Source organism: Variovorax sp. VRV01 (assembly GCF_014852545.1).
GTDB lineage: Bacteria > Pseudomonadota > Gammaproteobacteria > Burkholderiales > Burkholderiaceae_C > Variovorax > Variovorax beijingensis_A.
Window position 1 is genome coordinate 128,809 of record NZ_JACVBS010000013.1, and the last position, 26,032, is coordinate 154,840.

Consider the following 26,032-nt stretch of genomic DNA (forward strand, 5'->3'; position numbering starts at 1 on the left):
TGTCTAATATCGATTAGGTCTTGTTCGATTCGATTTACCTATCCATGGAACTGCGACACCTGCGCTACTTTTCCGTGCTGGCCGAGGAGCTGCATTTCGGGCGCGCCGCGCGGCGCCTGTCGATCTCGCAGCCGCCGCTGTCGGTGGCCATCCGCCAGCTCGAGGAGTCGGTGGGGGCGCGGCTGTTCGAGCGCAACAGCAAGGAGGTGCGGCTCACGCATGCGGGCGAGGCGCTGCGCATCTCGGCGCGGCGGCTGCTGCTGCAGGCGGAAGAGGCGGCGCTGGAGGCGCGCGACGTGGCCGCGGGCTCGGCGGGAAGGCTGCGCATCGGCTTCGTCGGTGCGATGCTCTACCGCGGCCTGCCGCAGGCGCTGCGCGCGTTCCAGGCCAGGCACCCGGCGGTGCGCGTCACGCTCGCCGAAATCAATTCCGGCGTGCAGATCGCCGAGCTGCTGCACGACCGTCTCGACCTGGGCTTCGTGCACACCAGCCGCATGCCGCCCGAGCTGCAGCACCGCCTGCTGCTGTCCGAGCCCTTCGTGTGCTGCCTGCCCGCAGGCCACGCGCTGGCGCGCAAGCGCGTGCTCGCGCCGGCCGACCTGCGCAGCCAGCCCTTCGTGCTGTTCTCGCGCGAGGCCTCGCCCGACTACCACGAGCGCATCCTGTCGATCTGCGCCGACGCCGGCTTCCTGCCCGAGGTGCGGCACGAGGTGCGCCACTGGCTCGCGGTGGTCTCGCTGGTGTCGCAGGGCATGGGCGTCGCGCTGGTGCCGCAGGCCATGCGGCATTCGGCTCTGCGCGGGGCGGTGTTCCGGCCGCTCGACCGCGCGGTGGCGCAATCGGAGGCCTACGGCGTGTGGCGCAGCGGGCCGCCGAACGTGCTGGCCGAGCGGCTGTTGCAGGGCGTGGCAGAAAGCCTCGCGGCCGAAGCGGCGCCCTAAGCGTAGAGCGGCTCTTCGGCCATCTGCTCGCACTGCTCCTGCAGCACGAGGATCTGGCCCTTCCAGTAGTCGCTGGAGCCGAACCACGGAAAGTTGATCGGGAAGATCGGGTCTTCCCAGCGCCGCGCGAGCCAGGCGCTGTAGTGGATGAGCCGCAGGGTGCGCAGCGGCTCGATCAGCGCGAGTTCGCGGCGGTCGAATTCGCGGAACTGCTCGTAGCCGTCGAGCAGGCCCGAGAGCTGCGCGGTGCGCTGCGCGCGCTCGCCCGACAGCAGCATCCAGAGGTCCTGCACCGCGAAGCCGGTGCGCGCATCGTCCAGGTCGACGAAGTGCGGGCCGCCGCCGGGCCGGTCGGTCGGCGTCCACAGGATGTTGCCGGGATGCACGTCGCCATGCAGGCGCAGCTTGCGCGGCTGGAAGTCGGAGGCCGGGGCGTTCACCGCCAGCGCGGTGGCGGCAATCATGTCCAGCGCTTCGTTGCAGGCCTTTTCCCAGTCGCGCTGCACGTCGAGCGGCACCTTGTCGTGGGCCAGCAGCCAGTCGCGCGAGGCGATGCCGAAGGTCTGCAGGTCGAGCGCGGGCCGGGCCTCGAAAGGCCTGGCGCTGCCCACCGTGTGGATGCGCGCGAGAAAGCGGCCGACCCATTCGAGCACTTCGAAATCGTCCAGCTCCGGCGCGCGGCCGCCTCGGTAGGGGCTCACGCTGAAGGCAAAGCCGCCGTGGCGGTGCAGCGTGGCGCCGTCGAAAGCCAGCGGCGCCACGGCCGGCACTTCGGCCGCCGCCAGCTCGAGCGAGAAGCCGTGCTCCTCGAGGATCTCGGCCTCGCTCCAGCGCTCGGGGCGGTAGAACTTGACCACCACCGCACTGCGGTCTTCCAGGTAGACCTGATAGACCCGGTTTTCATAGGAGTTCAGACCCGTGAGCCGGCCGTCGCCGTGCAGGCCGAGCGTTGCGAGGGCGTCGAGCACCACGTCGGGTGTGAGGCTCTCGTAAGGATGGGTGTTCGCGGGCGCTGCGGGGGAAAGGGTCATGCAGCGATTGTCGCTACCCCGGCCCCCGGAATGTCAGAGGCCGCCCGGTTGTTTGTAAAGCGAAAGGATATGGCCGGTGCGCGGGTCGCCCTTGCCGGCCAGCACCTGCGCATAGGCGGCCTGCACCGCTTCGCCGCCGTGGTGGTGCTCGGCGCGCAGCCAGGGCTTCTTCGCGTCGGTCACCGTGGCCAGGAAGTGGTGCCAGGCGGCCACCATGCGCCGGCCGAATTCGTCGGCGCCCCACTCGGCGGTGCGCTTCTTGATCTGCGCCGGCGCGAAGAACAGCGTGGCGCGCGGGCCTGCCAGGTCCTTGCCCGCGCCCTTGGCCGCGAGCTGCTCGACGTGCGTGCCGCCGATCGAGCAGCTGTACCTGAGGTTGGAGAAGCGCGCGTGGATCGCGTTGCGCAGGCCGGCGTTGCCCGCGAAGTCCACATAGACGCAGGGCGTGCCGGCCGCGATGCCCTCGAGCGCGTCGTAGGTGACCACGCGGTGGTAGCAGCCCAGGCTCTCGCAGAAGGCCGCGTTGGCGGGCGAGGTCAGGCCGATCACCTCGATGCCTTCGCGCTGGTGCAGCTGGAAGGCGGTGCCATAGGCCGTCTTGCTCGATGCGCTCGACAGCAGCAGGGTGTTGGCGCCGAAGAAATCGTTGTCGGCCATGAAGTCGTCGATCAGCCACGAGGTGATGAACAGCGGGCGCAGCAGCGCCTGCACGTCTTCGGTGTCCGAGGTGTAGAGCGGGTCGGCGTTGCAGCGGAAGTACTGGTTGTAGACCGCGGGCAGCTCGGCGCGGTGTGGGGCGGCATCGGTGAAGCGCCCGGGCGAGAGGCGGTCGGGGCTCAGCACGGCGCCCGACGACATCGGCCAGTAGCCGTAGAGCCGCTCGCCCACCGCCACGCCCGGGTGCAGCGACTGCACCACGCTGGCGAAGCCCCATACCGGGATGCTGCCCCAGCCTTCTTCCGTGGACGGGAAGAACTGCCAGTAGCTCATCGCATCGCCGAAGGCGGCGTAGGTGATGTTGTTGGAGGTGAGCGCAAAGCTGTCGATGCGCACGCGCACCTGGCCGTCTGCGAGCGGCTGGTCGGCGGCGGTGTGCAGCCGCGTGGTGGCGAGTTCGCCCTTGCGGATCAGGAGGCTGGTGGTGCTGCTCATGGTGTCGATCTCCATGGTGGTGGTGTGGGTTGCGGGGATGGCGCGTGCTGCAGCCACATTAGCCAAGCTCGATGAAAGGCGCTATCGCGCTTCCCTTTTCCGCGTCACCCGTGAGACAAGCTCGGCCATGAAAAAAGCGCCCCGGCTTGTGGCCGGGACGCTTTTTTGTTGTTGCGCAGGGCGCGGAATCAGGCGATCGAGAGCTCGACGTCGATGTTGCCGCGCGTGGCGTTCGAGTACGGGCAGACCTGGTGGGCCGTGTCGACCAGCTTCTGCTTCTGGTCGGCGTCGAGGCCGGGCAGCGTGATCGCCAGCTTCACGGCGATGCCGTAGGCGGCGCCGCCGTTCGTGGGGCCAAGCGAAACGCTGGAGTCGATGGCCACGTCTTCAGGCACTTTGACGCCGATCTTCGGGCCGACGGCCTTCATTGCGCCGATGAAGCAGGCGGCATAGCCGACCGCGAAGAGCTGCTCGGGGTTGGTGCCGGGCTTGCCCGAACCGGGCGAGCTGAGCTTGACGTCGATGGCGCCGTCGCTGGACTTGCCTGCGCCGTCGCGGCCGCCGACGGTGTGGGCTTCAGCGGTGTAGAGAACCTTGTCGAGCTTGGTGGTCATGGTGATTCCTTTGATGATGGAGGGAGGGTGAAAAAAGCTTCTCTCTCTTTCGATCGAAGCGGGGAGAAAACCGGTGTGCCTGTCAGGCCGCCTTCTTGATGCGGTCGCGCAGCGACTGAATCTGCTGGGTGAGCGAAATCAGTTCGGGCACCGAGCACTGGGCGGCGGCCATCAGGCATTCGGGCACGTTCGCGGCGCGGGCCTTGAGCCTGCGGCCCGCAGCGGTGAGCGTGATGTGCACGCGGCGTTCGTCGGCCGCGTCGCGCACCCTGGCCACGTAGCCGGTGGCTTCGAGCCGCTTGAGCAGCGGGGTGAGCGTGCCGGAATCCAGCGAGAGGCGCTCGCCGAGCTCGGAGACCATCGGCCCGTCATGTTCCCAGAGGGCGAGCATGACCAGGTATTGGGGATAGGTGAGCTGCAGCTTTTCCAGCACCGGCTTGTAGAGGCGGGTCATGGCCAACGAGGCGGAATAGACGGCGAAGCAGAGCTGGTTGTCCAGCTTGAGCATTTCGTCTGTGGCTTGTGTGGGGCTGCTGCGCATGGCTGGAATTGTAGCGAGCAATTTAATTGTGTGCAATGTAATTGTTTTGGGCTCATTTTGGGTGTTGGCTTTCCGGGGCCGGGATTCCGCCCGGCGGCGGCCTCACTTTCTTTTGCTTCGCCAAAAGAAAGTAAGCAAAGAAAAGGCGACCCCACTGTCTGCGACCCCTTCGCTGCGCTACGGGGCAACCTGCGGTGCTCGGGTTTCGCGGGGTCTCGCAGAACTCGCTTCGCTCAAACAGCTGAGAGCCCTGATCCGCGAAACCCTGCGCTCCTCGGCGCAGCCAGAGGGGAGGGCAAACCGAACGGGCCATTGCTGCGCTCGGCCACCAAGCCACCGCAGGCGCGCAGCGCCCGCGGTGGTTGGGCTGTTGGTATTGAGTTGGGCTGTTGGTATTGGGGCCGAGCGAAGCGAAGGCCACCCGCTCCCACCCCTTCTGTATGCGCCGAGGAGCGCAGATGGAGGCGGGATCAGGGCCGCAGCTGTTTGAGCGAAGCGAGTTCTGCGGACCCCCGCCGGAATCGAGCACCGCAGGTTGCCCGCAGCGAAGCGGAGGGACGCAGACAGTAGGGGTCGCCTTTCTTTGCTTACTTTCTTTGGCGAAGCAAAGAAAGTGAGTCGCCCGCCGGGGCGAGACCCGGCCCCGAAACCCAAAAAAACCACCTACCCCCCAAACCTCTTCCGAGTCAACGCCAGCGCCACCCAGAAAGCCGCAACCGCATACACCGCCAGCACCCCCGCATGCAGCCACCAGTCGCCAGGCCACTGGTCCATGAACAGCGGCCGCACCAGCGCCACCGCATTGGTCAGCGGCAGCCATGCCGCCACGGCCCTCACGGCGGAAGGCAGTTGTTCCAAAGGAAAGAACACGCCGCTCAAGAACATCATCGGCGTCATGAACAGCGTGAAGTAATAGGTGAAGAAGTCGTAGCTCTTGGCAAGCGCATTGAAGATCAGTGCGATCGAGGAGAAGGTGATGCCCGCGCCGATCAGCACCATCCAAGCGACGATCAGCTTGGGGCTGTGGCTGATGCCCAGCCCGAGCATCACGAACAGGATCGCGGTCACGGTGAAGATCGACTTGAACGCCGCCCACAGCATCTCGGCCAGCACGATGTCGTCCAGCCCGACGGGCGCATTCATGATGCCGTCCCAGGTCTTCTGCACCTGCATGCGGGAGAACGCCGAGTACAGCGCCTCGAAGCTCGCGGCATTCATCGCGCTCATGCAGATCGAGCCGCTCGCGAGGAACAGGATGTAGGGCACCTTCACGCCGTCCACCGCCACCTGTCCCACCAGCGCGCCCATGCCGTAACCGAAGGCCACGAGCCAGATCAGCGGCTCGGCGATGTTGCCGATCAGGCTCGGTATCGCGAGCTTTCGCCACACCAGCAGGTTGCGCAGGAACACGGGCCACCAGCGCAACGAGATCTCGGGCGCGCGCCACACGGAACGGGCCGGCGGCGGTGCCGCGGCAGCAGAAGAACTTGCAGTCGTCGTGTTCATGATTTCACCCTAGCCGTCCTCGCGGATCTGCCGGCCCGTGAGCTTGAGAAAAAGGTCTTCGAGGTTCGCGGGCCGGTGGAAGGTGCGCAGGCGGCCGTGCCGCGTGAGCGCATCGAGCAGCCGGCGCGCGTCCTGCGTGTAGAAGAACACCGTCTCGCCGCTCACTTCCACGCGCGCCGCCATCGCCTTCAGTTCCGGCGACTCGGCCAGCGAGAGCGCGCCGTTGCCATACACCTCGACCACGTCGGGTTCCAGGTGCTCGGCGATCAGATCGCGCGGGCGGCCCTCGGCGATCTTGCGGCCGTGGTCGAGCACCAGCAGGCGCGAGCACAGGCGCTCGGCCTCGTCCATGAAATGCGTGGTCAGCAGAATCGACTTGCCCTGCTGCAGCAGCACCTGCAGGCGCTCCCACATCAGGTGGCGGGCCTGCGGGTCGAGTCCCGTGGTGGGTTCGTCGAGCATCAGCAGCTTCGGGTCGTTCACCAGTGCACGCGCCAGCGAGAGGCGCCGGCGCATGCCGCCCGAGAGCTCGCCCGGCTTTGCATCGGCCTTGTGCGAGAGCGCCGCAAACTCCAGCAGCTGCGGCACGCGCTCGCGCACCTGCGCCTTGCTGAAGCCGAAGTAGCGGCCATACACCACGAGGTTCTCGGCGCAGCTGAAGTCGGGGTCGAGCGTGTCGAACTGCGAGACCACGCCGAGCTGCGCCTTGATGGCCAGCGCATCGCGCGGCATCTGCAGGCCCAGCGCGGAGATCTCGCCGCCGTCGGGCGCGGTCAGGCCCAGGCACATGCGGATCGTGGTGGTCTTGCCGGCGCCGTTCGGGCCGATCACGCCAAGACATTCTCCGGGCGCGATCTCGAACGACAGGTCGTCCACGACCGTGGTGCCGCCATAGCGCTTGAGCAGATGGCTGGCGTGAAAGAGGGGGGTGGAAGAGGAGGATGGCACGCGGCCATTCTGGCCCAGGCTCGCGAACGCTGCCGCAATCGCTTCAACCGATGGACAAGCAGCGCAGGTTCGGAACCGTATCCGGCAACCGGGGCGTCACATCCGCAGGCCGTTGAACTCTGTCTTCATCCAGTCGATGAAGGCCCGCGTGCGGGCCGGCAGCAGCCGCGCGTTCGGATAGATCACGCTCACCGGCCGCGGCGGCGGCTCAAAATCCTCGAGCACCAGCTGCAGCCGGCCCTGCGCCACATGCGGCAGCACCTGGTAGGAGAAGAAGGTGCCGAAGCCCATGCCCGCGGCGCAGGCCTCGATGGCCGGGGCGAGGTGGTTGAACTCGAGGCGGCAGCTCGGCGTCACGCTGACGGTCTTGCCGCGGTCGTGGAACATCCACTGCGGCGGCGCGTCGATGCGGCCGCGCACGCAGGGGGCGCCATGGAGATCGCGCGGATGGCGTGGCGTGCCGTGGCGCGCGAGGTACTCGGGGCTCGCCGCCACTACGCGCCGGATGGTGCCGAGCGTCTGCGCCACGAGCGACGAATCCGCCAGCGGGCTGATCCGGATGCCCACGTCGATGCCTTCCTCCAGCAGGTTCACCGTGCGGTCGTGCAGCAGCACGCTGCAGCGCACCTTGTCGTGGCGCTGCATGAAGCGCGTGATGGCGGGCGCCACGTACATGTGGCCGAAGAGCACCGGCGCAGTGATGGTGAGCTGGCCCGCGGGCTCCCGCGCCTCGGCCTTGAGCGCGAGGTCGGCGGCATCGGCCGCCAGCAGCACCTCGCGCGCGCTCGGCAGGTAGTGGCGGCCTTCCTCGGTGAGCGAGAGGCGGCGCGTGGTGCGGTGGAACAGGCGCACGCCCAGGTGCGCCTCGAGCGCGGCGAGCGCGCGCACCACCGCGGGCAGCGAGCTGCCGAGCGCCTCGGCGGCGCGGGTCAGGCTGCCCTGGTCGGCAATCTGCACGAAGGTCTGCATGGCCTTGAAACGATCCATGGCGCGATTAAACAGGATTAAACCGATTGACGCAGCAGTCAAATGCAGGAATGGCTATTCCTTCATTCAGCGCAAGAGAGAAGAATCCCGATCACGCCCACTCCACATTGCAGAGAACCACCATGAACGCCATCGCCTCCCCTCCCGCCCAACCCATCAAGCTCTATGGCAGCGCCATCTCGGGCCACGTGCACCGGGTGCGGCTGTTCCTCTCGATGCTCGGCCTGCCCTTCGAGGTCATCGAGCTCGACCTGAAGAAGCGCGACAACCGCACGCCCGAGTTCCTGGCGCGCAACCCTTTCGGCCAGGTGCCGGTGATCGAGGATGGCGAAACGACGCTGGCCGATTCCAACGCGATCCTGGTCTACCTCAACGAGCGCTATTCGGCCGACCCGGCGCGCTGGATGCCGCGCGACCCGGTGGGCGCGGCGCGCGTGCAGCGCTGGTTCTCGGTGGCCGCGGGGCCGCTGGCCTACGGGCCAGCCGCCGCGCGCGTCATGGCGCTGTTCGGCCGGGCCGCCGATCCCACGGAGACCGTCACGCGTTCGCATGCGCTGCTCGCGGTGATGGAGATCCACCTCGGGCAGCAGCCCTTCCTGGCCGGGTCTGCGGCCACGCTGGCCGACATCGCGAACTACGCCTACGTGGCGCATGCGCCTGAAGGCCGCGTGGCGCTCGATGCCTACCCGCAGGTGCGTGCCTGGCTCGCGCGCGTGGAGGCCCTGCCCGGCTTCGTGCCGATGGTGCGCACGCCGGTCGGGCTGGCGGCGGCGGAATCATGATCGCCGCGCCCTTCCACGCCGGCGAGCGCGCACTGCAACTGCAGACGGGCTGGCGCGAGCGCATGGAGGCCATGGGGCCGCGCGTGATCCGCGACTACATGCCCGACCAGCACCGCGAATTCTTCGCGCAGCTGCCGTTCCTCGTGGTCGGCAGCCTCGATGCCGATCTGCAGCCCTGGGCCAGCGTGCTTGCGGCGCCCGCGGGCTTCGCGTATTCGCCCGGTGCCACGCACCTGCGCGTCGACGCGCTGCCGGCAACTGGCGATCCGCTGGCCGGGCAGCTCGCCCAGGGCGCCGCGCTCGGCCTGCTGGGCATCGAGCCGCACACGCGGCGGCGCAACCGCATGAACGGCACGGTCGAGGCGCTCGATGCTCGCGGCTTCATGGTCGCGGTGCAGCAGAGCTTCGGCAACTGCCCGCGCTACATCCAGGCGCGCGAGCCGGAACTGGTGCCCGCGCGCGACGGCAGCGCGCCCGTGCAGCGGCTCGACACGCTCGATCTCGACGCGCAGCGTCTCATCGGCAGCGCCGACACGCTGTTCATCGCCACGGCCTACCCGGACGAGGCGGCTGCCGGCGACGAAGCCGATGCACGTTCGCACGGCGTCGACGTGTCGCACCGCGGCGGCCGGCCCGGCTTCGTTCGCGTCGACGACGGTGGCGTGCTCACGGTGCCCGACTTCAACGGCAACCGCTTCTTCAACACGCTGGGCAACCTGGCGGCCCATCCGCGCGCGGGCCTGCTGTTCATCGACTACGACAGCGGCGATCTGCTGCATGTGGCGGCCACCGCGGAGCTGGTGCTCAACGGCCCCGAGATCGCCGAGTTCGAAGGTGCCGAGCGGCTGCTGCGGCTGCACGTCGAGCACGCCTTGCGCCGGCCCGCGGCCCTGCCGCTGCGCTGGGGCGATGCGGCGCTGTCGCCCCATCTGGAAGGCACCGGACGCTGGGCTTCCGCGCGCGCCTGAACGGCCTTCGCATTCCCGTCAATGAAAGACCGGAATGCGCGCGGCGACCGAAGGCCGGTAGTGCCAGCCGCGTTCGCGCAGTGCCGCGAGGTCAGGCCTGCGATGCAGCACCGCCTCCAGCCCCGCGGCGGCCAGCGTGCAGGCCAGCGCCTGGCCCGGGCAGGCGTGCACGCCGTGGCCGAAGCCGAGCATGCGGCGCCGCGCGCGCACGAGGCTGAAGCGCTCGGGCTCGGGGTTGAGCGCGGGATCGCGGTTCGCCGCGGCCAGCACCAGCAGCACCGTGTCGCCCGCTGCCAGCGGCGTGTCCGCGATGGTGACGGTCTCGGCCACGAAGCGCCGCGTGTTGTGCACCGAGGGGTCGTGCCGCGCCGTCTCTTCCACGATGGCCTGCAGCCCGCCCTGGGTCTGCGCTGCCTGCGGCAGCGATGGTTCGCGCATCACCGCGATCAGGCTGTTGCCCAGCAGGCCGGCCGTCGCATCGCAGGTCTGCGAGAGCAGGCCGACGAGGTTCGCGAGCAGTGAGCGCGGGAGCGGCGCGCTGGCTTCGCCTTCGGCGAGCACGGCCGAGAGCAGTGTTCCATCGCGCGGCGCTGCGCCGGCGGCCAGCGCTTCGAAGCGCGCCATGAGCTCGCCCGCGGCGGCGCTGGCGCCTTGCAGCTGCTCTGCTGTCGACAGCGGCGACAGGCAGGCGACGAAATCGCGCATCCACCGGTCCACCCGCGGCAGCGCTTCATCGCCAAAGCCCAGCAGGTGCGCGACGGCCCGCACCGGCATGGAGAACAGCGCGTCCGACAAGGGCTGCACCGGCACGCCGTGCGCGACCCGCAATGCCGCTGCGCGAACGGCTCCGAGGTCCAGCCCCGCCAGCGCACGCTGCAGCGCAGGCCGATGGGCCTGGTGCGCCGTGCCGTCGTTCATGCGCACGAGATGGCCGAACACTTCGCCCGCCGCGCTGCCCACGATGGCGCGCGGCACCGGCTCGGCCGCCGGCCGCACGCGCAGCGCGCCGTGCGCGAGCAGCAGCGATTCGACGACCTCCGCGCGGCTCGTGACCCACAGGCGCAGCGTCTCGTTCCACGCGAGCGGCGGCCCCGCGCGCAGTTCGGCATAGAAGGGATAGGGATCGGCATGCGTGACGGCCGCGACCGGATCGGCAGGCCGGCCGGCGAGGGAAGTGGGGCTGGTGTTCATGGCGTCCAGTGTGCAGCCGGCACCGCGGCCACACTTCGCCCGTGAACGAAGTGTCGATTGCGGGCGGGTCTTACGATCGGCGCATGGACACGCACTCATCCTCCACCGTGGATCTCCAGCTGGCCCGCCTTGCAGGCGCCATCGCCGAACCCGCGCGCGCCCGCATGCTCAGCTGCCTGATGGACGGCCACGCGCGCACCGCGACCGAGCTGGCCACCGTCGCCGAGGTGGCCGCCTCCACCGCCAGCGCGCACCTCGCGCGCCTCAAGGAAGAGCGGCTGGTCGAGCTGCTGGTGCAGGGCAAGCACCGCTACTTCCGGCTGGCCGGCGACAACGTGGCGGCCGCCCTCGAAAGCCTGATGGTGGTGGCCGGCGCGCCGCGCGCCGAGCAGTTCAAGCCCAGCACGCCGAGCCGCCTGCGCGCCGCGCGCACCTGCTACGACCACATGGCCGGCACGGCGGGCGTCGCGCTGCACGACCGGCTGCATGCGCAGGGCTGGCTCAGCGGCCTGCACAGCGGCGCGTACGAACTCACGCCCGAGGGCGCGATCGCGCTGGAGAGCCTGGGGGTCGAGGTGGATGCGGTGCGCCGCTCGCGCCGGCGCTTTGCCTGCGCCTGCCTCGACTGGAGCGAGCGCCGCCCGCACCTGGGCGGCGCGCTCGGCGCGGCCTGGCTCCAGCTGTCGCTGCGCCGTGGCTGGGTACGCCAGGAACTCGACGGCCGCGCGCTGGCGCTCACGCCCAGGGCGCAGCGCGAGATGCCCGAGCTCTTTGCCTGAAGAGCGCCGTCAGGCCTTGAGTTTGAGCAGGTAGATCATCGGCCCGGCCATCGCCAGGTCGAGTTCGAGGAAGCTCTCGAAATCCTTGCCTGCCATCCAGTACGCATCCCAGTTGTTGCGCTTGATGGTCTTCTGCCAGACATCGGCGTTGGTGGCGCGGTGCACGGCCTCGAGCAACACGGCCCGGCGTTGCTCGGTCACCTTCTTGCCGGTGAGCACGCCGCGCCAGTTGGCCAGGTCAGCGTCCACGCCCTGCTCGCGCACCGACGGAATGCCCAGGAACGGCCGCTTCGACGACACGCCGATGGCGCGCAGCGTGCCGTTGGACAGGCCCGCGCTGAATTCGCTGAAGCCGGAGATGCCGGCCACGGCCTTGCCGGTGACCAGCGCTTCCACCACCTGCGCGCCGCCGGGGTACGGCTGGTAGACCAGGCCCGCGGTGTTGCCGGCCACGCGGGCCAGCATGCCGGCGTACATGTGGTCCACGCCACCGGCCGAACCGCCCGCGATGACGGCCTTGGCCGCATCGGCACGCAGCTGGGCGATCAGGTCTTTCGGTGTCTTGATGGGGGAGTCGGCCTTCACGGCCACCACTTCGTAGTCGCTGGTGAGGCGCGCGACCGGCGCGACCTGGGCCATGGTGACGGCCGGTTTCTGCAGTGCCACCGCACCGACCATGACCATGCCGCTCATCAGCAGCGTGTCGGGGTCGGCGTCGTATTTCTCGACGTACTTTGCGAGACCGATGGTGCCGCCTTTGCCGCCGATGTTCTCATAGACCACCTCGCCTGCCGCGCCCGAGGCCAGCAGCGCCGCGCCGAGCGCGCGGCCGGTCTGGTCCCAGCCGCCGCCTTCGTTGGCCGGAATGACGATGCGCAGCCTGGAAACAAGTTGCGGCTCCGCCGCTCCGGCCGAACGGGGCCACAGGACGGCATGCCCCGCGCCCGCAGCGGCGGCCGCGCCCGCCATCCATGCATTGAAGTTGCGGCGAGAAAGCTTCTCGGGCGACGAGCGAGGCATTTTGTTTCCAGTTGTGAACAATGTTTCCAGATGATGTCCGCGAAATGCGTCGCCCGCCTACATCTGGTAGTAGGTGTAAACCCTAGGAAGTGCCAACTATTACTGAAAAGCGACCTCCGCGAAGCTCCGCAGCTTGCGGCTGTGCAGCCGGGTCGAACCCTGCTCGCGAAGGATGTCGATGGCCCGCATGCCGATGCGCAGGTGCTGCTCCACGCGCTCGCGGTAGAAGTGGTTGGCCATGCCCGGCAGCTTGATCTCGCCATGCAGCGGCTTGTCGCTCACGCACAGCAAGGTGCCGTAGGGCACGCGAAAGCGGAAGCCGTTGGCCGCGATGGTGGCGCTTTCCATGTCGAGCGCCACGGCCCGGCTCTGGCTGAAGCGGCGCTGCGGCTGGTTGCCCGGCAGCAGCTCCCAGTTGCGGTTGTCGGTGCTCGCCACCGTGCCGGTGCGCATGATCTTCTTCAGGTCGGGGCCGGTGTAGCGCGTGACGTCGGCCACCGCCTTTTCCAGCGCGAGCTGGATTTCCGAGAGTGCCGGGATCGGCACCCACAGCGGCAGCTCCTCGTCGAGCACGTGGTCCTCGCGCACGTAGGCATGCGCCAGCACGTAGTCGCCGAGCTGCTGCGCGTTGCGCAGGCCCGCGCAGTGGCCCAGCATCATCCAGGCATGCGGGCGCAGCACGGCGATGTGGTCGGTGATGGTCTTGGCATTGGCCGGGCCGACGCCGATGTTCACCATGCTGATGCCGCTGCAGTCCTCGCGCACCAGGTGGTAGGCCGGCATCTGCGGCAGGCGCGGCGGCGCCGTGCCCTGGCTGCCGTCGAGCAGGCCGCCATAGCTGGTGCTGGCGCCGGCGGCCAGCCCGCGCCGGCGCGTGACCACGTTGCCGGGCTCGATGAAGGCGACGTACTCGCTCTTCTCATCGGCCATGGCCTCGTGGCCCAGGCGCACGAACTCGTCGATGTAAAACTGGTAGTTGGTGAACAGCACGAAGTTCTGGAACCACTCGGGCGCGGTGCCGGTGTAGTGCCGCAGCCGGTGCAGCGAGTAGTCCACGCGCGCGGCCGTGAAGAGCGACAGCGGCTGCGCCTCGCCCGCCAGCGCCTCGTAGGTGCCGTTGGCGATGCCGTCGTCCATCACGCCCAGGTCGGGCAGGTCGAACACGTCGCGCATCAGCGCGCGCCGCTCCTCGCTCATCGTGCCTTCGATGTGGTCGTTCTCGGCAAAGGAGAAGTGGATGGGAATCGGCTGCGTGCTGGTGCCCACCTCGATCTCGACCTGGTGGTTTTCCAGCAGCAGGCGGAACTGGTCGAGGTAGTAGCGCGAGAACAGGTCGGGCCGCGTCAGCGTGGTCTCGTAGCGGCCGGGCCCGGCGACGAAGCCGTAGCTCAGCCCCGCGTTGGCCGGCGGCGTGTGGCGCGAGACGGTATGCGTGTGCACCCGCACGAAGGGGTAGCAGGCCCGCACCCGGCCCGGCAGCGCCTCCCCGGCCACGAAGCGCAGCATCGATTCGCGCAGATGCGCCAGGCCGCCCTGGTAGATGGACTTGACCTGTTCGAGCGCGGCGGCGGCGTCGTTGAAGCGGGCGGGGGCGACGAAAGTGGGCATGTAGGGCATGACGGCATTGTGCAATGCGGCCGTGCCGGCTGCTGCCCCCGCAACCGGCTCAGGCGAGAAGACAGGCCAGCACCTTGGCGAGCATGTCGTCCACATCCGCAGCCTGCACCGCGCCCGGCAGTTCGACGTCGCCATGCATCACGAACACCGGCTTGCCCCACTTGAGCCCCATCGCCATTTCCGACAGCGTGCCCATGTTGCCGCCGATGGCGACCAGGCACACGCCGCTGCGCGCGATGATGCCGTTGCGCATCTCGCCCATGCCGGTGGGAATGGCCACGCTGAGCCATTCGTTGGCATTGCGGTCGTCGTCCTCGGGCAGGATGCCCACGGCAATGCCGCCGGCCTCGGCGGCGCCGCGCGAGGCCGCGGCCATCACGCCGCCGCGTCCGCCGCAGACCACCGCCATGCCAGCACCGGCCAGCGCATGCGCCACGGCGTAGGCCGCCTCGCATTCGGCCGGGCCGCCGTCGCCGGGGCCGAGGATGGCCACCGGCTGGCGGTGGCGCGCCGGTCCCTGTTGCTTCTGCGCCAGGCGCGCCAGCGCCTCAATGACCGGCGCCGGCCGCACCGCGCTCGCGCCTTCGCGTAAGGACATCGCCCACTCCCATCACGATCACACACACCACCATCAGCACCAGCGACAAGGCCGCTGCCACCGCAAAATCCGAACCGCCGTCGCCCACCTGCGCGAACAGCATCAGCGGCAGGATGTTGAGCTGCGTGCCCACCAGCGCCAACGCCGTGCCATAGGTGCCCATGGCGATCGCGGCCACCATGCAGGCGTTCGACAGCACCGAGGGCATCACCTCGGGCAGCACCGTATCCCGGAAGGCCCGCGCCCGCGAGGCGCCCAGCGTGCGCGCCGCCTGCGCCGGGCGCAGGTCGAGGTTGGCGAACACCGGGTACAGCGACAGCGCCACGCGCGGGATCAGGTAGTACGCATACGCAAAACCCAGGCCCGACACGCTGTAGATCCAGCTGCCGAGCGCGGCCGGGTCCGCACCCAGGCCGGCCAGCAGCTGCGTCACGAAGCCCGCGCGCCCGAAGGCCAGGATGAAGCCGTAGGCGATCACGAGGCCCGAGAAGGCCAGCGGCAAGCCCAGCAGGGTCATCATCCACTGGCGCCGGCCCTCGGGCTGGCGCGCGAGTTCGATCGCGATGCAGGTGCCCACCAGCGCCGAGATCGCGCCCGCCGCGAGGCCCAGGCCCAGCGTGTTGCGCAGCGCGCCCAGGAACAGCGGGTTGCCGAACAGCCGCCCGAAGGCACTGCCGCCGTCGCCGAAGGCCTCGGGCAGCAGCGCCGCCAGCGGCACCGCGAAGAACAGCGCCATGAAGGCCCAGGCCGGCCAGGCGCCAAAGCGTCGCATGGCGGCCTACTTGCCCAGTGCGGCCTGCGCCCAGAGCTTGTCGACTTCGGCCTTGCGTTCCGAGGCCTTCACCACGTCGAGCGGACGGATCTGCGGCGCGGCCGGCATCTTGGCCGCGACATCGGCGGAGAGCGGCGTGCCCGGCACGGCAGGCCGCACGAAGCCCTGCGCGAACAGCGACTGGCCGGCCTCGCTCATGATGAAGTTGAGCCACAGCTTGCCGGCATTGGGGTTGGGGCCGTTCTTCACGAGGCTGATCGCATAGGGCGCGGCCACGCTCGCTTCCTTCGGGATCACGACCTCCACCGCGTCGCCCATGCCGTCGACGTGCTTGGCCTTGAGGCCATCGTTCTCGTAGCTGATCCAGACCGGGATCTCGCCCTTGAGGAACTTGGCGTACGGCGTCGTGCCTTCCACGCGCAGCACGTTGCCGGCCGCATGCAGCTTGCCCAGGTAGTCCGTGCCGGGCTGTACGTTGTCGACGCTGCCGCCGTTGGCATAGGCCGCGGCAAAGGTCAGCACCTGGCCGATGCCGGTGGAGCGCGGGTCGAGGTAGACCACCGTGCTCTTGAACTCGGGCTTGAGCAGGTCGGCCCAGCCGGTGGGCACGCTCTTCACCAGCTTCTTGTTGACCAGGAAGGCGATGTTGAGCGTGTGGATGGTGAACCAGCGGCCCTCGGCCTCGCGGAACACCGGCGGCAGCTTGTCGAAGTTCACGGGCTTGAAGGGCGCGACCACGTCCTTCTTCGCGGCGTCGACGGCGGAGGCCGCGAAGTAGTAGGCGGTGTCGGCCTGCGGGCGGCGCTTGGTCTTTTCGAGTGCGACCACGGTGGCGGCGGAGCCGATGTCGTTGTAGGTCAGCTCGATCTCGGGGTAGCGCTTCTTGAAGTCGCGGAACAGCGATTTCCAGTTGGCCCACTCGGGGCCGGTGTCGAAGGAGACGCACAGGCCTTCCTTCTGCGCCTCGGCGTACAGCGCCTTCTCGCCAGCGTAGAGCTCCGGGCCGTCGAAGGCGAAGGCGGTGCGGGCCGCGAGGGAGGCCAATGACAGTGCGGGCAGTGCGCCGGCGGCCTGGATCAGATGTCTGCGTTGCATGGGGTGGCTCCTTGGAGGGGAAAAAAGGTCAGTGGTCGAGCAGGCGAAGGTGTTCGGGCGCGATGGCAATCGCTTCGGCGGCGGGCGTCGCCGATTCGGCGAGGAAGGGCTTGCCCGCACCCGCCACCTCGAAGTCGTAGCGCGTGAGCGCGCCCAGGTAGCGCTGCGCGCCGGTGCGGCCCGCGAGGCGGTTGATGCTGCCGGCCGGCGGATCGGCCTGGATGTGCTCGGGCCGCACCAGCACATGCACCGCGCTGCCGGCCGTGCGGCTGCCCGTGGGTGCGGCGAGCTCGGCAAAGCCGAGGTCCAGCCGGTCCGGCGCGCCGACCTTCGCGGGCAGGATCGTCGAGAGCCCGACGAACTCCGCCACCGCGCGGCTCGCGGGGTTCTCGTAGATCTCGCGCGGCGTCGCGATCTGCAGCAGCCGGCCGTCCTTGAGCATGGCCACGCGGTCGGCCATCACGAGCGCCTCTTCCTGGTCGTGCGTGACCAGCAGCGTGGTGGCGTCGAAGCGCTGCTGGATCGAGCGGATCTGGTCGCGCAGGTGGCCGCGCACGCTGGCGTCGAGGGCCGAGAGCGGCTCGTCGAGCAGCAGCGCGCGCGGGTCGATGGCGAGCGCGCGCGCCAGGGCCACGCGCTGCTGCTGGCCGCCCGAGAGCTGCGCGACGGCGCGCTGCGCGTATTCGCCCAGTCCCACCACGTCGAGCAGCTCCTGCGCGCGCTTGCGGCGCTCGACCGCAGCCACCTTGCGCAGCTTGAGCCCGTAGGCCACGTTGTCGAGCACGCTCAAATGCGGGAACAGCGCATAGCTCTGGAACACCATGCCGATGTGGCGCTGGTGCACCGGCGTGCGCGACATGTCTTCGCCGTCGAGCGCGATGCGGCCGGTGTGGCCGGTTTCCAGGCCCGACACCAGCTTGAGCAGGGTCGACTTGCCCGAGCCGCTCGGCCCGATCACCGCCACCAGCTCGCCGGTGCGCACATCGAGCGACACCTCGTGCAGGCCGTGCGTGCTGCCCGGGTAGTTGTAGCTAACGTTGTCGAGGAGGAGGCTCATGCGCGCTGCTTCACAAGGGAGGAAGAAAGAAGGGCCGACGCGCTCGCCAGCACCAGCAGGATCACCGTGGCCGCACAGGCGAAACCCGTCGCGCCGTAGAAGGCCTGCAGCAGCACCACCGGGTAGGTGCGGTTCTGGAAGCTCGTGAGCAGGTTCGACACGCCGAACTCGCCCACCGAAATGGCGGCCACCATCACCAGCCCGCTGATCAGGCTCTGCCGCAGGCTGGGCAGCACGATGCCGGTGAACTGCTGCCAGCCCGAGGCGCCGAGCGTCGCGGCCGCCTGCTCCAGCCGGCCCAGGTCCAGGTGGCGCAGGTCGGCCAGCAGCGTGTTGGTGAGGTAGGGCAGCGTGAGGATCGCGTGCGCCGCGATCAAGAGCGGCATCGAACCCAGCCATGGCGCGAGGTCGGTGTTGAACACGATCATGTAGCCGAAGGCCAGCGTGATGGCGGGCACCGCGATCGGCATGGCGCTCACGATGCGCGCCGCCAGGCTGCTGCCGCGCCCAGCGCCGTGGTACAGCGCATAGGCCAGCGGCAGCGCCAGCACGGTGTTGATCGCGCAGGCCGACATGGCCACCACCAGGCTGCTCACGAAGGCCTTGCGGAACGAGCTGTCGAGCCAGAGGTCGAGGTACCACTGCCCGGTGATGCCCGTGGGCAGCAGCGTGTTGGTCCAGTTGCCGCCGAAGCTGCCGACCAGCAGCAGGGCGATCGGCAGCAGCAGGTACAGGCCGTAGATGAGCGAGATGCCGCGAACCAAGTGGATGTCTCCCGATGTCTTGTGCAGCCGGCATACTTTCCGGGTGCGCTACTTTTTGCGCACGGCCAGTTGCCGCGCTCCAGCGAATTCTAGGAAGCACATGCGTACTTATGGGTGAAAGCTGGATGACGACGCTTGAGCAATCGGAAAGTGTTTTTCACGGAGCTTTCATCAACCGGAGCCATGCATGAAGCGCGACTGCCCCACCATCCAGGAACTGCTGGCCTTCGACGCCGTGGCGCGCCACCAGAGCATCACGCTCGCGGCCGGCGCCCTGTGCATCACGGTGAGCGCGGTCAGCAAGCAGATCGCGGGGCTCGAGGCCTTCCTGGGCCGCGAGCTGCTGCAGAAGAACGGCCGCGGCGTGCAGCTCACGCCGCAGGGGCGGGTGTACTGGCAGAAGATCTCGGGCGGGCTGCGCGCCATCGAGACCGCGACCTTCGAGGCGCGCTCGGGCGATGCCGGCGCCGGTCTGCTAACGCTCGCGAGCGTGCCCACCTTCCTCACCAAGTGGCTCATCCCGCGCCTGCCGGCCTTCAGCCAGAAGAGCCGCCATGTGATGCTGAGCTTCAGCCGCCACCTGGAGCCCAGCGACGGCATCCCGGCCGGCGTCGATGCCGCCATTCGCTACGGCCCCGACGGCTGGCCCGGCGTGGTGTCCGAATACATCGCGGGCAGGGAATTCGTGCTGATCGCGGCGCGCGCGCTGGTCGAGCAGCGCCACCGCATCGCGCAGCCGGCCGACGTCGTCGCCCACACGCTGCTGCACCATGAGGGCGCGCCCACCGCCTGGCGCCAGTGGGCCTCGCAGCACGGCGTGCCCGAGGTGCAGACCGTGGCCGGGCCGCGCTTCGCGCAGTATTCGGCGCTGATCCAGGCGGCCCTCAGCGGCCTGGGCATCGGGCTGGTGCCGAAGCTGCTGGTGCAGGAGGAGCTGTCAGAGGGATCGCTGCTGAGCCCCTGCGGCATGCCGGTGCGCGTGGACCAGGGGCACTACCTCTGCTATCGGCCGGACCGGCTCGACCTGCCGGCCTTCGTGGCGTTTCGGGAATGGCTGATGGAGGAGGGCGTGAAATCGCGCGGCACGCAGGCATGAGGCAGCAGGCTTCGCTAATCTCTGTACTCGAACAGTCAGACAACCAAGGAAGCGAAACGATGAAAGTCGCAGTCATGGGCGCCGGCGCAGTCGGCTGCTACTACGGTGCCATGCTGGCGCGCGCGGGCCACGAGGTGGTGCTGATCGGCCGGCCTTCGCACGTGGAGGCGGTTCGTGCGAACGGGCTGCGGCTGGAGACGAAGGCCTTCGACGAGCAGGTGCCGCTCGGCGCCAGTACCGAGCCCAGCGCGGTGCAGGGCGCCCAGCTTGTGCTGTTCTGCGTGAAGTCCACCGACACCGAAGCGGCCGCGGCGCAGATCAAGCCGCATCTCTCGCCCGATGCGCTGGTGCTCACGCTGCAGAACGGCGTCGACAACGACGAGCGGGTGCGCGCGGTGCTGCCGTCCAGCGAGGTGGCCGCCGCCGTGGTCTATGTGGCCACCGAGATGGCCGGCCCCGGCCACGTGAAGCACCACGGCCGCGGCGAGCTGGTGATTGCGCCTTCGCGCCGCAGCGAACAGGTTGCGCAGCAGCTGGTGACCGCCGGCGTGCCCACGCAGATTTCCGGCAACGTGCGCGGCTCGCTCTGGGCCAAGCTGGTGCTGAACTGCGCCTACAACGCGCTGTCGGCCGTGTCGCAGCTGCCCTACGGCGAACTCGTGAAGGGCACGGGCGTGGCCGAGGTGATCCGCGACGTGGTCGCCGAATGCCTGGCCGTGGCCAAGGCCGACGGCGTCGAAATCCCGGGCGATACCGATGCGGCCATCCGCGGCATTGCGCAGTCGATGCCCTCGCAGTATTCATCGACCGCGCAGGACCTCGCACGCGGCAAGCCCAGCGAAATCGACCACCTCAACGGCTTCGTCGTGCGCCGCGGCGAGGCGCTGGGCGTGCCCACGCCCGCCAACCGCGTGCTGTTCGTGATGGTGAAGCTGCTCGAAAACAAGCAGCGCTAGCCCGGCATGGGCTCGCGCATCGTCACGAACTCTTCGGCCGCCGTCGGGTGGATGCCGATGGTGCTGTCGAACAGCGCCTTGGTCGCGCCCGCGCGCATCGCCACGGCAAAGCCCTGCACCACCTCACCCGCATCGGCGCCCACCATGTGCAGGCCGACCACGCGGTCGCTGGCCTTGTCGACCACCAGCTTCATGAAGGTGCGCTCGGTGCGGCCCGACAGCGTGTGGCGCAGCGACTTGAACTCGCTCGAGAACACCGCCACGTCGCCGAACTTCGCGCGCGCGTCGAGCTCGGTGTAGCCGCAGGTGCCGATGTTGGGGTGCGTGAACACGGCCGTCGGAATGAACTCGTAGTCGAGCCGGCGCCGGCCCTTGCCGAACAGTTCATCGACCACCACCATCGCCTCGGCCAGCGCCACCGGCGTGAGCTGCACGCGCGTGGACACATCGCCCACCGCATGGATCGACGGCACCGAGCTGCGGTAGTGCGCATCGACCGCGATGGCGCCGCGCTCGTCGAGCTTGACGCCCGCCGCTTCGAGGCCCAATCCCTGGGTGTTGGGCACGCGGCCGGTCGCAAACAGCACCGTGTCGGCTTCGATCTGCTGGCCGCGCGCGAGCGTGACCGTGAGCCCGTGCGCCCCGCGCGTGATCGAGGTGGCCTCGCAGTTCAGCCGCACCTCGACGCCCGCCTTGCCCATCTCGTTGGCCAGGAACTGCCGCACGTCGTCGTCGAAGCCGGTGAGCAGGTGTGCGCGGCGATGCAGCTGCGTCACCTGGGCGCCCAGGCCGTTGAAGATCGATGCGAACTCGCAGGCGATGTAGCCGCCGCCCACCACCAGCAGGCGCTTGGGAAACGGGTCGAGGTCGAACATCGCGTCGGAGGTGGCGATGTGCTCGCGGCCCGGGATGTCGGGCACGTAGGGCGTGCCGCCGGTGGCCACCAGCAGATGGCGCGCGGTGTGGCGCTTGCCGTCGACCTCGACCGTGTGGCCGTCGAGCAGCTGCGCCCAGCCCGTGACCAGCACGACGCCGGAATTCTTCAACAGCGAGGCATACACGCCGTTGAGCCGCTTGATTTCTTTTGCGCGCTGGTCCTTGAGGTGCGCCCAGTCGAATTGCGGCGCCTGCGGCAGTTGCCAGCCATAGCCCGCGGCTTCCTCGAAGGATTCGGCATAGCCGGCCGCGTAGCTGTAGAGCTTCTTCGGAATGCAGCCCACGTTGACGCAGGTGCCGCCGAGTTCGGCCGCCTCGGCCAAGGCCACGCGTGCGCCTTGCTGGGCCGCCATGCGGGCTGCGCGAACGCCGCCGCTGCCGCCGCCGATGACGAAAAGATCGAAGTCGAATGTGCGCATGGAAAGACGCTCCTTGGCGGCGACTGTAGCCGCCGGCCAAGAGCGCCGCTTGCGGCGGGGCTTGCACGGCGCGGTGGCGCTGCCGCGCCGTGAGACCGGCGTTCAGCGCTGGTCGGGAGAGGTCCAGAGCCGCCGGCGGTCGTCGGCGCCGGACTGGCCCGGTTGCGCAGGGAGGTGCGGCTGGGCCTGAGGTTGAGGCTGCGCTGGAGCTGGTGCGGTGAAGCCGCGTTGCTGCTGCATCGCGCGCACCTGCGCTTCCTGGGCTTGGCGCTGGGCCTGCTGTTGTGCCTGGATCTGCTGCTGCGCCTGGGCGGCGCGTTGCTGCGCCTCCTGCTGCTGGCGCAGCATCTGTTGCTGAGCCAGGGCCTGCTGCTGTGCCGCGCGTTGTTGCTGCTGCATCTGCTGCTGGGCTTGTGCCTGGGCCTGCGCCTGGGCTGCACGCTGCTGCGCCTCCTGCTGTTGCCGCAAAGCCTGTTGCTGCTGTTGCTGGAGCTGCATCTGCTGCTGCTGCCGTTGTTGCCACTGGTCCTGGGCGCCGCGTTGCGGCCATTCCTGCTGCTGGCGCAAGCCCTGCTGGCGCTGCCATTCCATCTGCTGCTGTTGCTGCTGCTGTTGCTGGATCGCCTGCGCCTGCTGCATCTGCTGGGTTCGCCGCGCCTGTTCGTAGCGCAGTTCCTGCTGCTCGCGCGCCATCAGCTGCGTCGGCGGTGCCACCGCGGCCGGCCGGCCGAAGCCGCCGCCGAAGTTGTGCATCGGGATGCCCGGCGCCGGCGCGACCGGCACGCGCGCGAAGCGGTCGTCCGGCAGCCGCACCAGGTCGCGCCGGCCGAAGGGGCCGCGGCCGAAGCGATCGGCCGGCAGCACGGTCACGGCGCCCGCCATCTGCTGGTTGGCATAGAAGCCGTTGCGCAGCTCGGCCTGCCGGTTGCGGTAGGCCGCCATGCGGTTCACCTGGTCGAGGTAGCGCTGGCTCGCACGATAGCCGGGCCGCCATGCCTCGCCGGGGGCCAGCGGGAACCAGCCCACGCCGCTGCGGCCATCGCCGATCTGCAAGGCGGCGTTGGCGCCGCCGCCGCCCACGAAGCCGACCAGCGCGGGCGAATACACGGGCCGTGCGGCCGGCCGTCCCGGCACCCAGGCCCAGCGCGGGCCCACGCGTGCCCAGCGGCCGTAGTGGAAAGGCGCAAAGCCCCAGGGCGCGGCGTCGACCCAGGTCAGGCCCCAGGGCGCGATGTTGACCCACTGGCCGTCGCGGTAGGGCGCCCAGTCGGCGTCCACGCCGCGCGGGAACCAGACGTCGCCGTAGGTCGGGTCGCTCTGCCAGTCGCCGTAGGCGTCGAGCTGCTGGTAGCCCACGACCTCGCGCGACACATAGCGTGCGGAGATCGACTGGTCCTCGATGCGGTTGCGTTCGGCCACCCACGCGTCGAAGCTCCCGCTCTGCGCCGGCGCACCGCCCACCGCGGCCAGGTTGCGGCCCGATACGGTGAGCTGCTGCCGCGCACCCAGCGATTGCGATTCGCCGTTCTCGCCATAGAGCGTGACGCGGCCCGAAGCCACCGCGATCCAGGTGGTGCCGGCCGCCGGGTCGGCCGCCACGCGGTATTCGCCGGGCGCGTCGATCACGACCGCGAGGTTGCCGGTGTCCACCTCGAAACGCTGGCCCGCGAGGTCGTCGCGCACGCGCAGCTGCAGGTTGCCCTGGTTCGCGGTGAGGCGCACGGTGTCGTCGTCGAGTTCGGAGAATTCGACATGCGTCTGTCCGTCCATGCGCAGCGCGGCCGAGCCGATGTGGACTTCGGCGCGCGCATTGCGGTCGGTCCAGAGCCGGTCGCCGGTGGTGATGGGGCGGTTGGGCTGTGCGTCGTACCAGCTGTCTTCGCCGGCCGGCGCGAAGCTCACCGTGCCCTGCTGCAGGTTCAGGCGCGCCACGCGTCCCGGCGGGTCCTGCTGTGCGCTGGCCGCCGCACCGAGGCACAGCAGCGCGAAGCCGAGCAGCCATCGGTGCCATGGCCGGTGAAGATCAGGAAAGGCGGGGCGGTTCATGGGTTTGTCTCTGGTTCCCGGGGCCGGATGAAAGCGTTGGATATGTAACGCGCGAGAATCCGCTGCCGCTGTCAGCGCATGTCCCCTGCTTGGTGAAGCGCACGCACATTCGGCAACCGCTTGTAATCGAGGACTCGGCATGAAAAACAACAAGAACGCCTGTGCACTGGGCGAATTGCGCTACCGAAACAATAGTGCGGCCCGGTGGGCGGCAGCGCTCGCCTGCGCCGCGATGGCCATTGTTGCCGCCGCGCCCGCGGGCGCGCAGCTCGCGCGCAAGCCTTCCTACTACCAGCAGCAGAACAACAAGGCGGCTCCGGAAGGCGCGCAGCCTCCGGCGCGGCCGGCCGCACCCGCGTCGCTGCCGATGCTGCGCAGCCGCGGCGACTTCGACACCCTGGCCCGCGTGTACGACGCCGGCACCCCGATGCAACTGGCCCACGTCCTGTTCGCGGTCGACCGCCATGCGAGGCCGGTGCGCACCTACTACATCGACACGCCGCGCTACCAGCTGCATGTGCGCTTCGTGCGCGAGACCGGGCTCGCGCCGCGCGCGGGCAAGCGCGAGATCGACCGCAACTACCTCGTGCCCGATCGCCGCTTCCTGTTCGGCACGCTGAGCTGGCAGCAGAACATCGGCAGCTTCACCTACGAGTTCTGGGAAGGCGACCGGCTCACGCCCGCGCTGCTGCGCGAGGCCGATGCGCAGGTGAAGGCCAGCTTCTTCGCGTCCGTGAAATTCAAGACCAACTCGACGCTGCATGAACGCATCGCGAACGAGGCGGGCATCGGCTTCGTCAGCCAGGAGGCGCTGATCCGCGAGCAGCCCTACATGCCGATGAACCTGGGCACGGCCACGGGCCGCGTGCGCATCGTGGACGAGGCCTCGGGCGCGAATGCGCTGAACGCGCTGCTGCCCGACGACATTGCCGTGCTGCGCCAGGTGCCGATCGGCCTGCCGCCCGTGGCCGGCGTGCTGACCGAGCGGCCGTCCACCGCGCTGTCGCACGTCAACCTGCTGGCCAAGGGCTGGGGCATTCCCAACGCCTATGTGCGCGATGCCGCGGCCGTGCTGCGCGAGCACGCGGGGCAGTGGGTGGCGCTCAAGGTGGCCGCGTCGGGCTACCAGGTGCGCCGCCTCACGGCGGAAGAGATCGCCGCGCTGCCGCCGCGCGCGGCGCGTGCGGCGGCCACCGGCGCACTGCCGGGCAGCGGCAAGGCCGCGAAGCCGGACCTGCGCGAGACGCGCCTGCTGCCGCTGGCGTCATTGCGCGCCCGGAACAGTGCGCAATGCGGCGCCAAGGCTGCCAACCTCGGCGCCATGCTGGCCGCGCGCATTCCGGGCACGACCGTGCCCGACGGCTTCTGCATTCCGTTCGCGCACTACGACCGCTTCATGCGCGCGAACGGCCTGGCCGGGCGCATCGCCAGCATGCGGCAGCAGCCCGGTTTCGCGGGCGATCCGCAGATCCGGCAGAAGGCATTGGCGCAATTGCGCGACGAGATCGTGCAGTGGCCGGTCGATGCGGCCAGCGCTGCGGCATGGCGGGCCGCATGGCAGGCGCAGCTCGGCGGTGGCGGCGTGTTCGTGCGCAGCTCGTCCAACTCCGAAGACCTGCCCGGCTTCAGTGGCGCGGGGCTCTACACCACCGTGCCCAACGTCAAGACCGGCGACGCGCTCGAACTCGCGGTGAAGAAGGTCTGGGCCTCGGTGTTCAACCCCGAGGCCTGGGAGGCGCGCAGCGCCGCGGGCTTCGGCGCCGAGTCGGTGCTGATGGGCGTGTTCGTGCAGACGGCCATCGATTCCACCAGCGCCGGCGTGATGATCACGCGCGACCCCTTCGACGCCGGCCATCCGCACGCCACCTACATCTCGGCCAAGCGCGGCATCGGCATCCGCGTGGTGGAGGGGCGGCGCGTGGCCGAGCAGGTGATGTATTCGAGCTGGTCCAAAGCGATCCAGGTGCTGAGCCGCTCGGCCGAAGAGACGGCGCTGCAGCTGGACAGGGACGGCGGCGTGAAGGAGGTGCCGGTCGAGGCCGGGCGCAACGTGCTGACCGACGAGCTGGTGGTGCGGCTGGCCACCGTGGGGACGGCCGTGAAGCGCGCGTTCAACGGCGTCGACCAGGACATCGAATGGGCCACGGTGGGCGAGCGCATCGTGCTGCTGCAGGCGCGGCCGTACGTGGAGCGGCGCCGCTGAGCGCCGGCGTTCT

24 protein-coding genes are annotated in these 26,032 nt (G+C 69.4%); 7 read left to right on the forward strand and 17 right to left on the reverse strand.

Annotation, left to right across the window (positions count from 1 at the left end; all coding sequences use genetic code 11):
* Positions 1–44: 44 nt before the first annotated feature.
* Positions 45–941: a LysR family transcriptional regulator gene (locus IB278_RS22535; RefSeq protein WP_145739493.1), complete on the forward strand. Its 897-nt coding sequence runs from the start codon at positions 45–47 to the stop codon at positions 939–941.
* Here IB278_RS22535 and IB278_RS22540 read toward each other — a convergent pair.
* From IB278_RS22540 to IB278_RS22570, 7 genes are all read right to left on the reverse strand, one after another.
* A complete protein-coding gene (locus IB278_RS22540; RefSeq protein WP_145739495.1) occupies positions 938–1,972 on the reverse strand; it encodes a serine/threonine protein kinase in 1,035 nt (344 codons plus the stop codon). The genes IB278_RS22535 and IB278_RS22540 overlap by 4 nt on opposite strands.
* 33 nt (positions 1,973–2,005) lie before the next feature.
* Positions 2,006–3,124 carry a DUF2855 family protein gene (locus tag IB278_RS22545; RefSeq protein ID WP_186454101.1) on the reverse strand — a complete coding sequence of 373 codons (1,119 nt, stop codon included), beginning with the start codon at positions 3,122–3,124 and terminating at the stop codon, positions 2,006–2,008.
* A gap of 188 nt (positions 3,125–3,312) precedes the next feature.
* The gene (locus IB278_RS22550; RefSeq protein ID WP_145739499.1) at positions 3,313–3,738 is read right to left on the reverse strand and encodes an organic hydroperoxide resistance protein; all 426 of its coding nucleotides are present in this window, start codon (positions 3,736–3,738) and stop codon (positions 3,313–3,315) included.
* A gap of 82 nt (positions 3,739–3,820) precedes the next feature.
* On the reverse strand, positions 3,821–4,279 hold the full coding sequence (locus IB278_RS22555) for a MarR family winged helix-turn-helix transcriptional regulator (RefSeq protein WP_145739501.1): 459 nt from the start codon (positions 4,277–4,279) through the stop codon (positions 3,821–3,823).
* A 663-nt stretch (positions 4,280–4,942) separates the two neighbouring features.
* A complete protein-coding gene (locus tag IB278_RS22560; RefSeq protein ID WP_145739503.1) occupies positions 4,943–5,785 on the reverse strand; it encodes an ABC transporter permease in 843 nt (280 codons plus the stop codon).
* A gap of 9 nt (positions 5,786–5,794) precedes the next feature.
* A complete protein-coding gene (locus IB278_RS22565; protein WP_186454112.1) occupies positions 5,795–6,772 on the reverse strand; it encodes an ATP-binding cassette domain-containing protein in 978 nt (325 codons plus the stop codon).
* Between the two features lie 57 nt (positions 6,773–6,829).
* Positions 6,830–7,720 (reverse strand): LysR family transcriptional regulator, encoded by an 891-nt coding sequence (locus tag IB278_RS22570; RefSeq protein ID WP_192325493.1) that lies wholly within the window; start codon positions 7,718–7,720, stop codon positions 6,830–6,832.
* 122 nt (positions 7,721–7,842) lie between these two features.
* Here IB278_RS22570 and IB278_RS22575 point away from each other — a divergent pair, with 122 nt between their 5' ends.
* On the forward strand, positions 7,843–8,502 hold the full coding sequence (locus IB278_RS22575; protein WP_192325495.1) for a glutathione S-transferase family protein: 660 nt from the start codon (positions 7,843–7,845) through the stop codon (positions 8,500–8,502).
* Positions 8,499–9,470, forward strand: coding sequence for a pyridoxamine 5'-phosphate oxidase family protein (locus tag IB278_RS22580; RefSeq protein WP_192325497.1), 972 nt, complete (start codon positions 8,499–8,501; stop codon positions 9,468–9,470). The genes IB278_RS22575 and IB278_RS22580 overlap by 4 nt, the downstream gene beginning before the upstream one ends.
* A gap of 18 nt (positions 9,471–9,488) precedes the next feature.
* On the opposite strand, the gene IB278_RS22585 is transcribed toward IB278_RS22580, so the two are convergent.
* The gene (locus tag IB278_RS22585) at positions 9,489–10,661 is read right to left on the reverse strand and encodes a cytochrome P450 (protein ID WP_192325499.1); all 1,173 of its coding nucleotides are present in this window, start codon (positions 10,659–10,661) and stop codon (positions 9,489–9,491) included.
* Positions 10,662–10,744: 83 nt separating this feature from the next.
* On the opposite strand from IB278_RS22585, the gene IB278_RS22590 reads away from it, so the two are divergent.
* The gene (locus IB278_RS22590) at positions 10,745–11,440 is read left to right on the forward strand and encodes an ArsR/SmtB family transcription factor (protein ID WP_145739515.1); all 696 of its coding nucleotides are present in this window, start codon (positions 10,745–10,747) and stop codon (positions 11,438–11,440) included.
* A 9-nt stretch (positions 11,441–11,449) separates the two neighbouring features.
* On the opposite strand, the gene IB278_RS22595 is transcribed toward IB278_RS22590, so the two are convergent.
* The 7 genes from IB278_RS22595 to IB278_RS22625 form a co-directional block, all read right to left on the reverse strand.
* Positions 11,450–12,460 (reverse strand): Bug family tripartite tricarboxylate transporter substrate binding protein, encoded by a 1,011-nt coding sequence (locus IB278_RS22595; RefSeq protein ID WP_370878959.1) that lies wholly within the window; start codon positions 12,458–12,460, stop codon positions 11,450–11,452.
* 99 nt (positions 12,461–12,559) lie between these two features.
* Complete coding sequence (locus IB278_RS22600; RefSeq protein WP_145739517.1) at positions 12,560–14,077, reverse strand: AMP nucleosidase; 1,518 nt, start codon at positions 14,075–14,077, stop codon at positions 12,560–12,562.
* Between the two features lie 49 nt (positions 14,078–14,126).
* Positions 14,127–14,675 (reverse strand): TIGR00725 family protein, encoded by a 549-nt coding sequence (locus tag IB278_RS22605; protein WP_145739519.1) that lies wholly within the window; start codon positions 14,673–14,675, stop codon positions 14,127–14,129.
* Positions 14,626–15,447 (reverse strand): ABC transporter permease, encoded by an 822-nt coding sequence (locus tag IB278_RS22610; RefSeq protein WP_145739522.1) that lies wholly within the window; start codon positions 15,445–15,447, stop codon positions 14,626–14,628. Before IB278_RS22610 ends, IB278_RS22605 begins: the two co-directional genes overlap by 50 nt.
* Before the next feature lie 6 nt (positions 15,448–15,453).
* The gene (locus tag IB278_RS22615; protein ID WP_145739524.1) at positions 15,454–16,542 is read right to left on the reverse strand and encodes an extracellular solute-binding protein; all 1,089 of its coding nucleotides are present in this window, start codon (positions 16,540–16,542) and stop codon (positions 15,454–15,456) included.
* Positions 16,543–16,570: 28 nt separating this feature from the next.
* On the reverse strand, positions 16,571–17,599 hold the full coding sequence (locus IB278_RS22620) for an ABC transporter ATP-binding protein (protein ID WP_192325501.1): 1,029 nt from the start codon (positions 17,597–17,599) through the stop codon (positions 16,571–16,573).
* Positions 17,596–18,363, reverse strand: coding sequence for an ABC transporter permease (locus IB278_RS22625; RefSeq protein ID WP_145739527.1), 768 nt, complete (start codon positions 18,361–18,363; stop codon positions 17,596–17,598). Before IB278_RS22625 ends, IB278_RS22620 begins: the two co-directional genes overlap by 4 nt.
* A gap of 187 nt (positions 18,364–18,550) precedes the next feature.
* On the opposite strand from IB278_RS22625, the gene IB278_RS22630 reads away from it, so the two are divergent.
* A complete protein-coding gene (locus IB278_RS22630; RefSeq protein WP_145739529.1) occupies positions 18,551–19,459 on the forward strand; it encodes a LysR substrate-binding domain-containing protein in 909 nt (302 codons plus the stop codon).
* Positions 19,460–19,518: 59 nt separating this feature from the next.
* Positions 19,519–20,415 carry a ketopantoate reductase family protein gene (locus IB278_RS22635; RefSeq protein ID WP_145739531.1) on the forward strand — a complete coding sequence of 299 codons (897 nt, stop codon included), beginning with the start codon at positions 19,519–19,521 and terminating at the stop codon, positions 20,413–20,415.
* On the opposite strand, the gene gorA is transcribed toward IB278_RS22635, so the two are convergent.
* Complete coding sequence (gene gorA / locus IB278_RS22640) at positions 20,412–21,770, reverse strand: glutathione-disulfide reductase (RefSeq protein ID WP_145739533.1); 1,359 nt, start codon at positions 21,768–21,770, stop codon at positions 20,412–20,414. The two genes, IB278_RS22635 and gorA, sit on opposite strands and share 4 nt — an antisense overlap.
* Before the next feature lie 102 nt (positions 21,771–21,872).
* Entirely contained in the window at positions 21,873–23,816 is a 1,944-nt protein-coding gene (locus IB278_RS22645; protein ID WP_145739535.1) for a DUF6600 domain-containing protein, read from the reverse strand.
* Positions 23,817–23,955: 139 nt separating this feature from the next.
* On the opposite strand from IB278_RS22645, the gene IB278_RS22650 reads away from it, so the two are divergent.
* Positions 23,956–26,019, forward strand: coding sequence for a PEP/pyruvate-binding domain-containing protein (locus IB278_RS22650; RefSeq protein ID WP_145739537.1), 2,064 nt, complete (start codon positions 23,956–23,958; stop codon positions 26,017–26,019).
* The last annotated feature ends 13 nt before the right edge of the window (positions 26,020–26,032 follow it).

Bases quoted from the DNA above. Each gene is read 5' to 3' on its own strand.
- IB278_RS22570 (WP_192325493.1), bottom strand. From the start codon at position 7,720: ATGGATCGTTTCAAGGCCATGCAGACCTTCGTGCAGATTGCCGACCAG.
- IB278_RS22630 (WP_145739529.1), top strand. From the start codon at position 18,551: ATGAAGCGCGACTGCCCCACCATCCAGGAACTGCTGGCCTTCGACGCC.
- IB278_RS22605 (WP_145739519.1), bottom strand. From the start codon at position 14,675: ATGTCCTTACGCGAAGGCGCGAGCGCGGTGCGGCCGGCGCCGGTCATT.
- gorA (WP_145739533.1), bottom strand. From the start codon at position 21,770: ATGCGCACATTCGACTTCGATCTTTTCGTCATCGGCGGCGGCAGCGGC.
- IB278_RS22535 (WP_145739493.1), top strand. From the start codon at position 45: ATGGAACTGCGACACCTGCGCTACTTTTCCGTGCTGGCCGAGGAGCTG.
- IB278_RS22585 (WP_192325499.1), bottom strand. From the start codon at position 10,661: ATGAACACCAGCCCCACTTCCCTCGCCGGCCGGCCTGCCGATCCGGTC.
- IB278_RS22575 (WP_192325495.1), top strand. From the start codon at position 7,843: ATGAACGCCATCGCCTCCCCTCCCGCCCAACCCATCAAGCTCTATGGC.
- IB278_RS22555 (WP_145739501.1), bottom strand. From the start codon at position 4,279: ATGCGCAGCAGCCCCACACAAGCCACAGACGAAATGCTCAAGCTGGAC.
- IB278_RS22650 (WP_145739537.1), top strand. From the start codon at position 23,956: ATGAAAAACAACAAGAACGCCTGTGCACTGGGCGAATTGCGCTACCGA.
- IB278_RS22635 (WP_145739531.1), top strand. From the start codon at position 19,519: ATGAAAGTCGCAGTCATGGGCGCCGGCGCAGTCGGCTGCTACTACGGT.
- IB278_RS22540 (WP_145739495.1), bottom strand. From the start codon at position 1,972: ATGACCCTTTCCCCCGCAGCGCCCGCGAACACCCATCCTTACGAGAGC.
- IB278_RS22550 (WP_145739499.1), bottom strand. From the start codon at position 3,738: ATGACCACCAAGCTCGACAAGGTTCTCTACACCGCTGAAGCCCACACC.
- IB278_RS22620 (WP_192325501.1), bottom strand. From the start codon at position 17,599: ATGAGCCTCCTCCTCGACAACGTTAGCTACAACTACCCGGGCAGCACG.
- IB278_RS22590 (WP_145739515.1), top strand. From the start codon at position 10,745: ATGGACACGCACTCATCCTCCACCGTGGATCTCCAGCTGGCCCGCCTT.
- IB278_RS22615 (WP_145739524.1), bottom strand. From the start codon at position 16,542: ATGCAACGCAGACATCTGATCCAGGCCGCCGGCGCACTGCCCGCACTG.
- IB278_RS22545 (WP_186454101.1), bottom strand. From the start codon at position 3,124: ATGAGCAGCACCACCAGCCTCCTGATCCGCAAGGGCGAACTCGCCACC.
- IB278_RS22560 (WP_145739503.1), bottom strand. From the start codon at position 5,785: ATGAACACGACGACTGCAAGTTCTTCTGCTGCCGCGGCACCGCCGCCG.
- IB278_RS22595 (WP_370878959.1), bottom strand. From the start codon at position 12,460: ATGCCTCGCTCGTCGCCCGAGAAGCTTTCTCGCCGCAACTTCAATGCA.
- IB278_RS22645 (WP_145739535.1), bottom strand. From the start codon at position 23,816: ATGAACCGCCCCGCCTTTCCTGATCTTCACCGGCCATGGCACCGATGG.
- IB278_RS22600 (WP_145739517.1), bottom strand. From the start codon at position 14,077: ATGCCCTACATGCCCACTTTCGTCGCCCCCGCCCGCTTCAACGACGCC.
- IB278_RS22580 (WP_192325497.1), top strand. From the start codon at position 8,499: ATGATCGCCGCGCCCTTCCACGCCGGCGAGCGCGCACTGCAACTGCAG.
- IB278_RS22610 (WP_145739522.1), bottom strand. From the start codon at position 15,447: ATGCGACGCTTTGGCGCCTGGCCGGCCTGGGCCTTCATGGCGCTGTTC.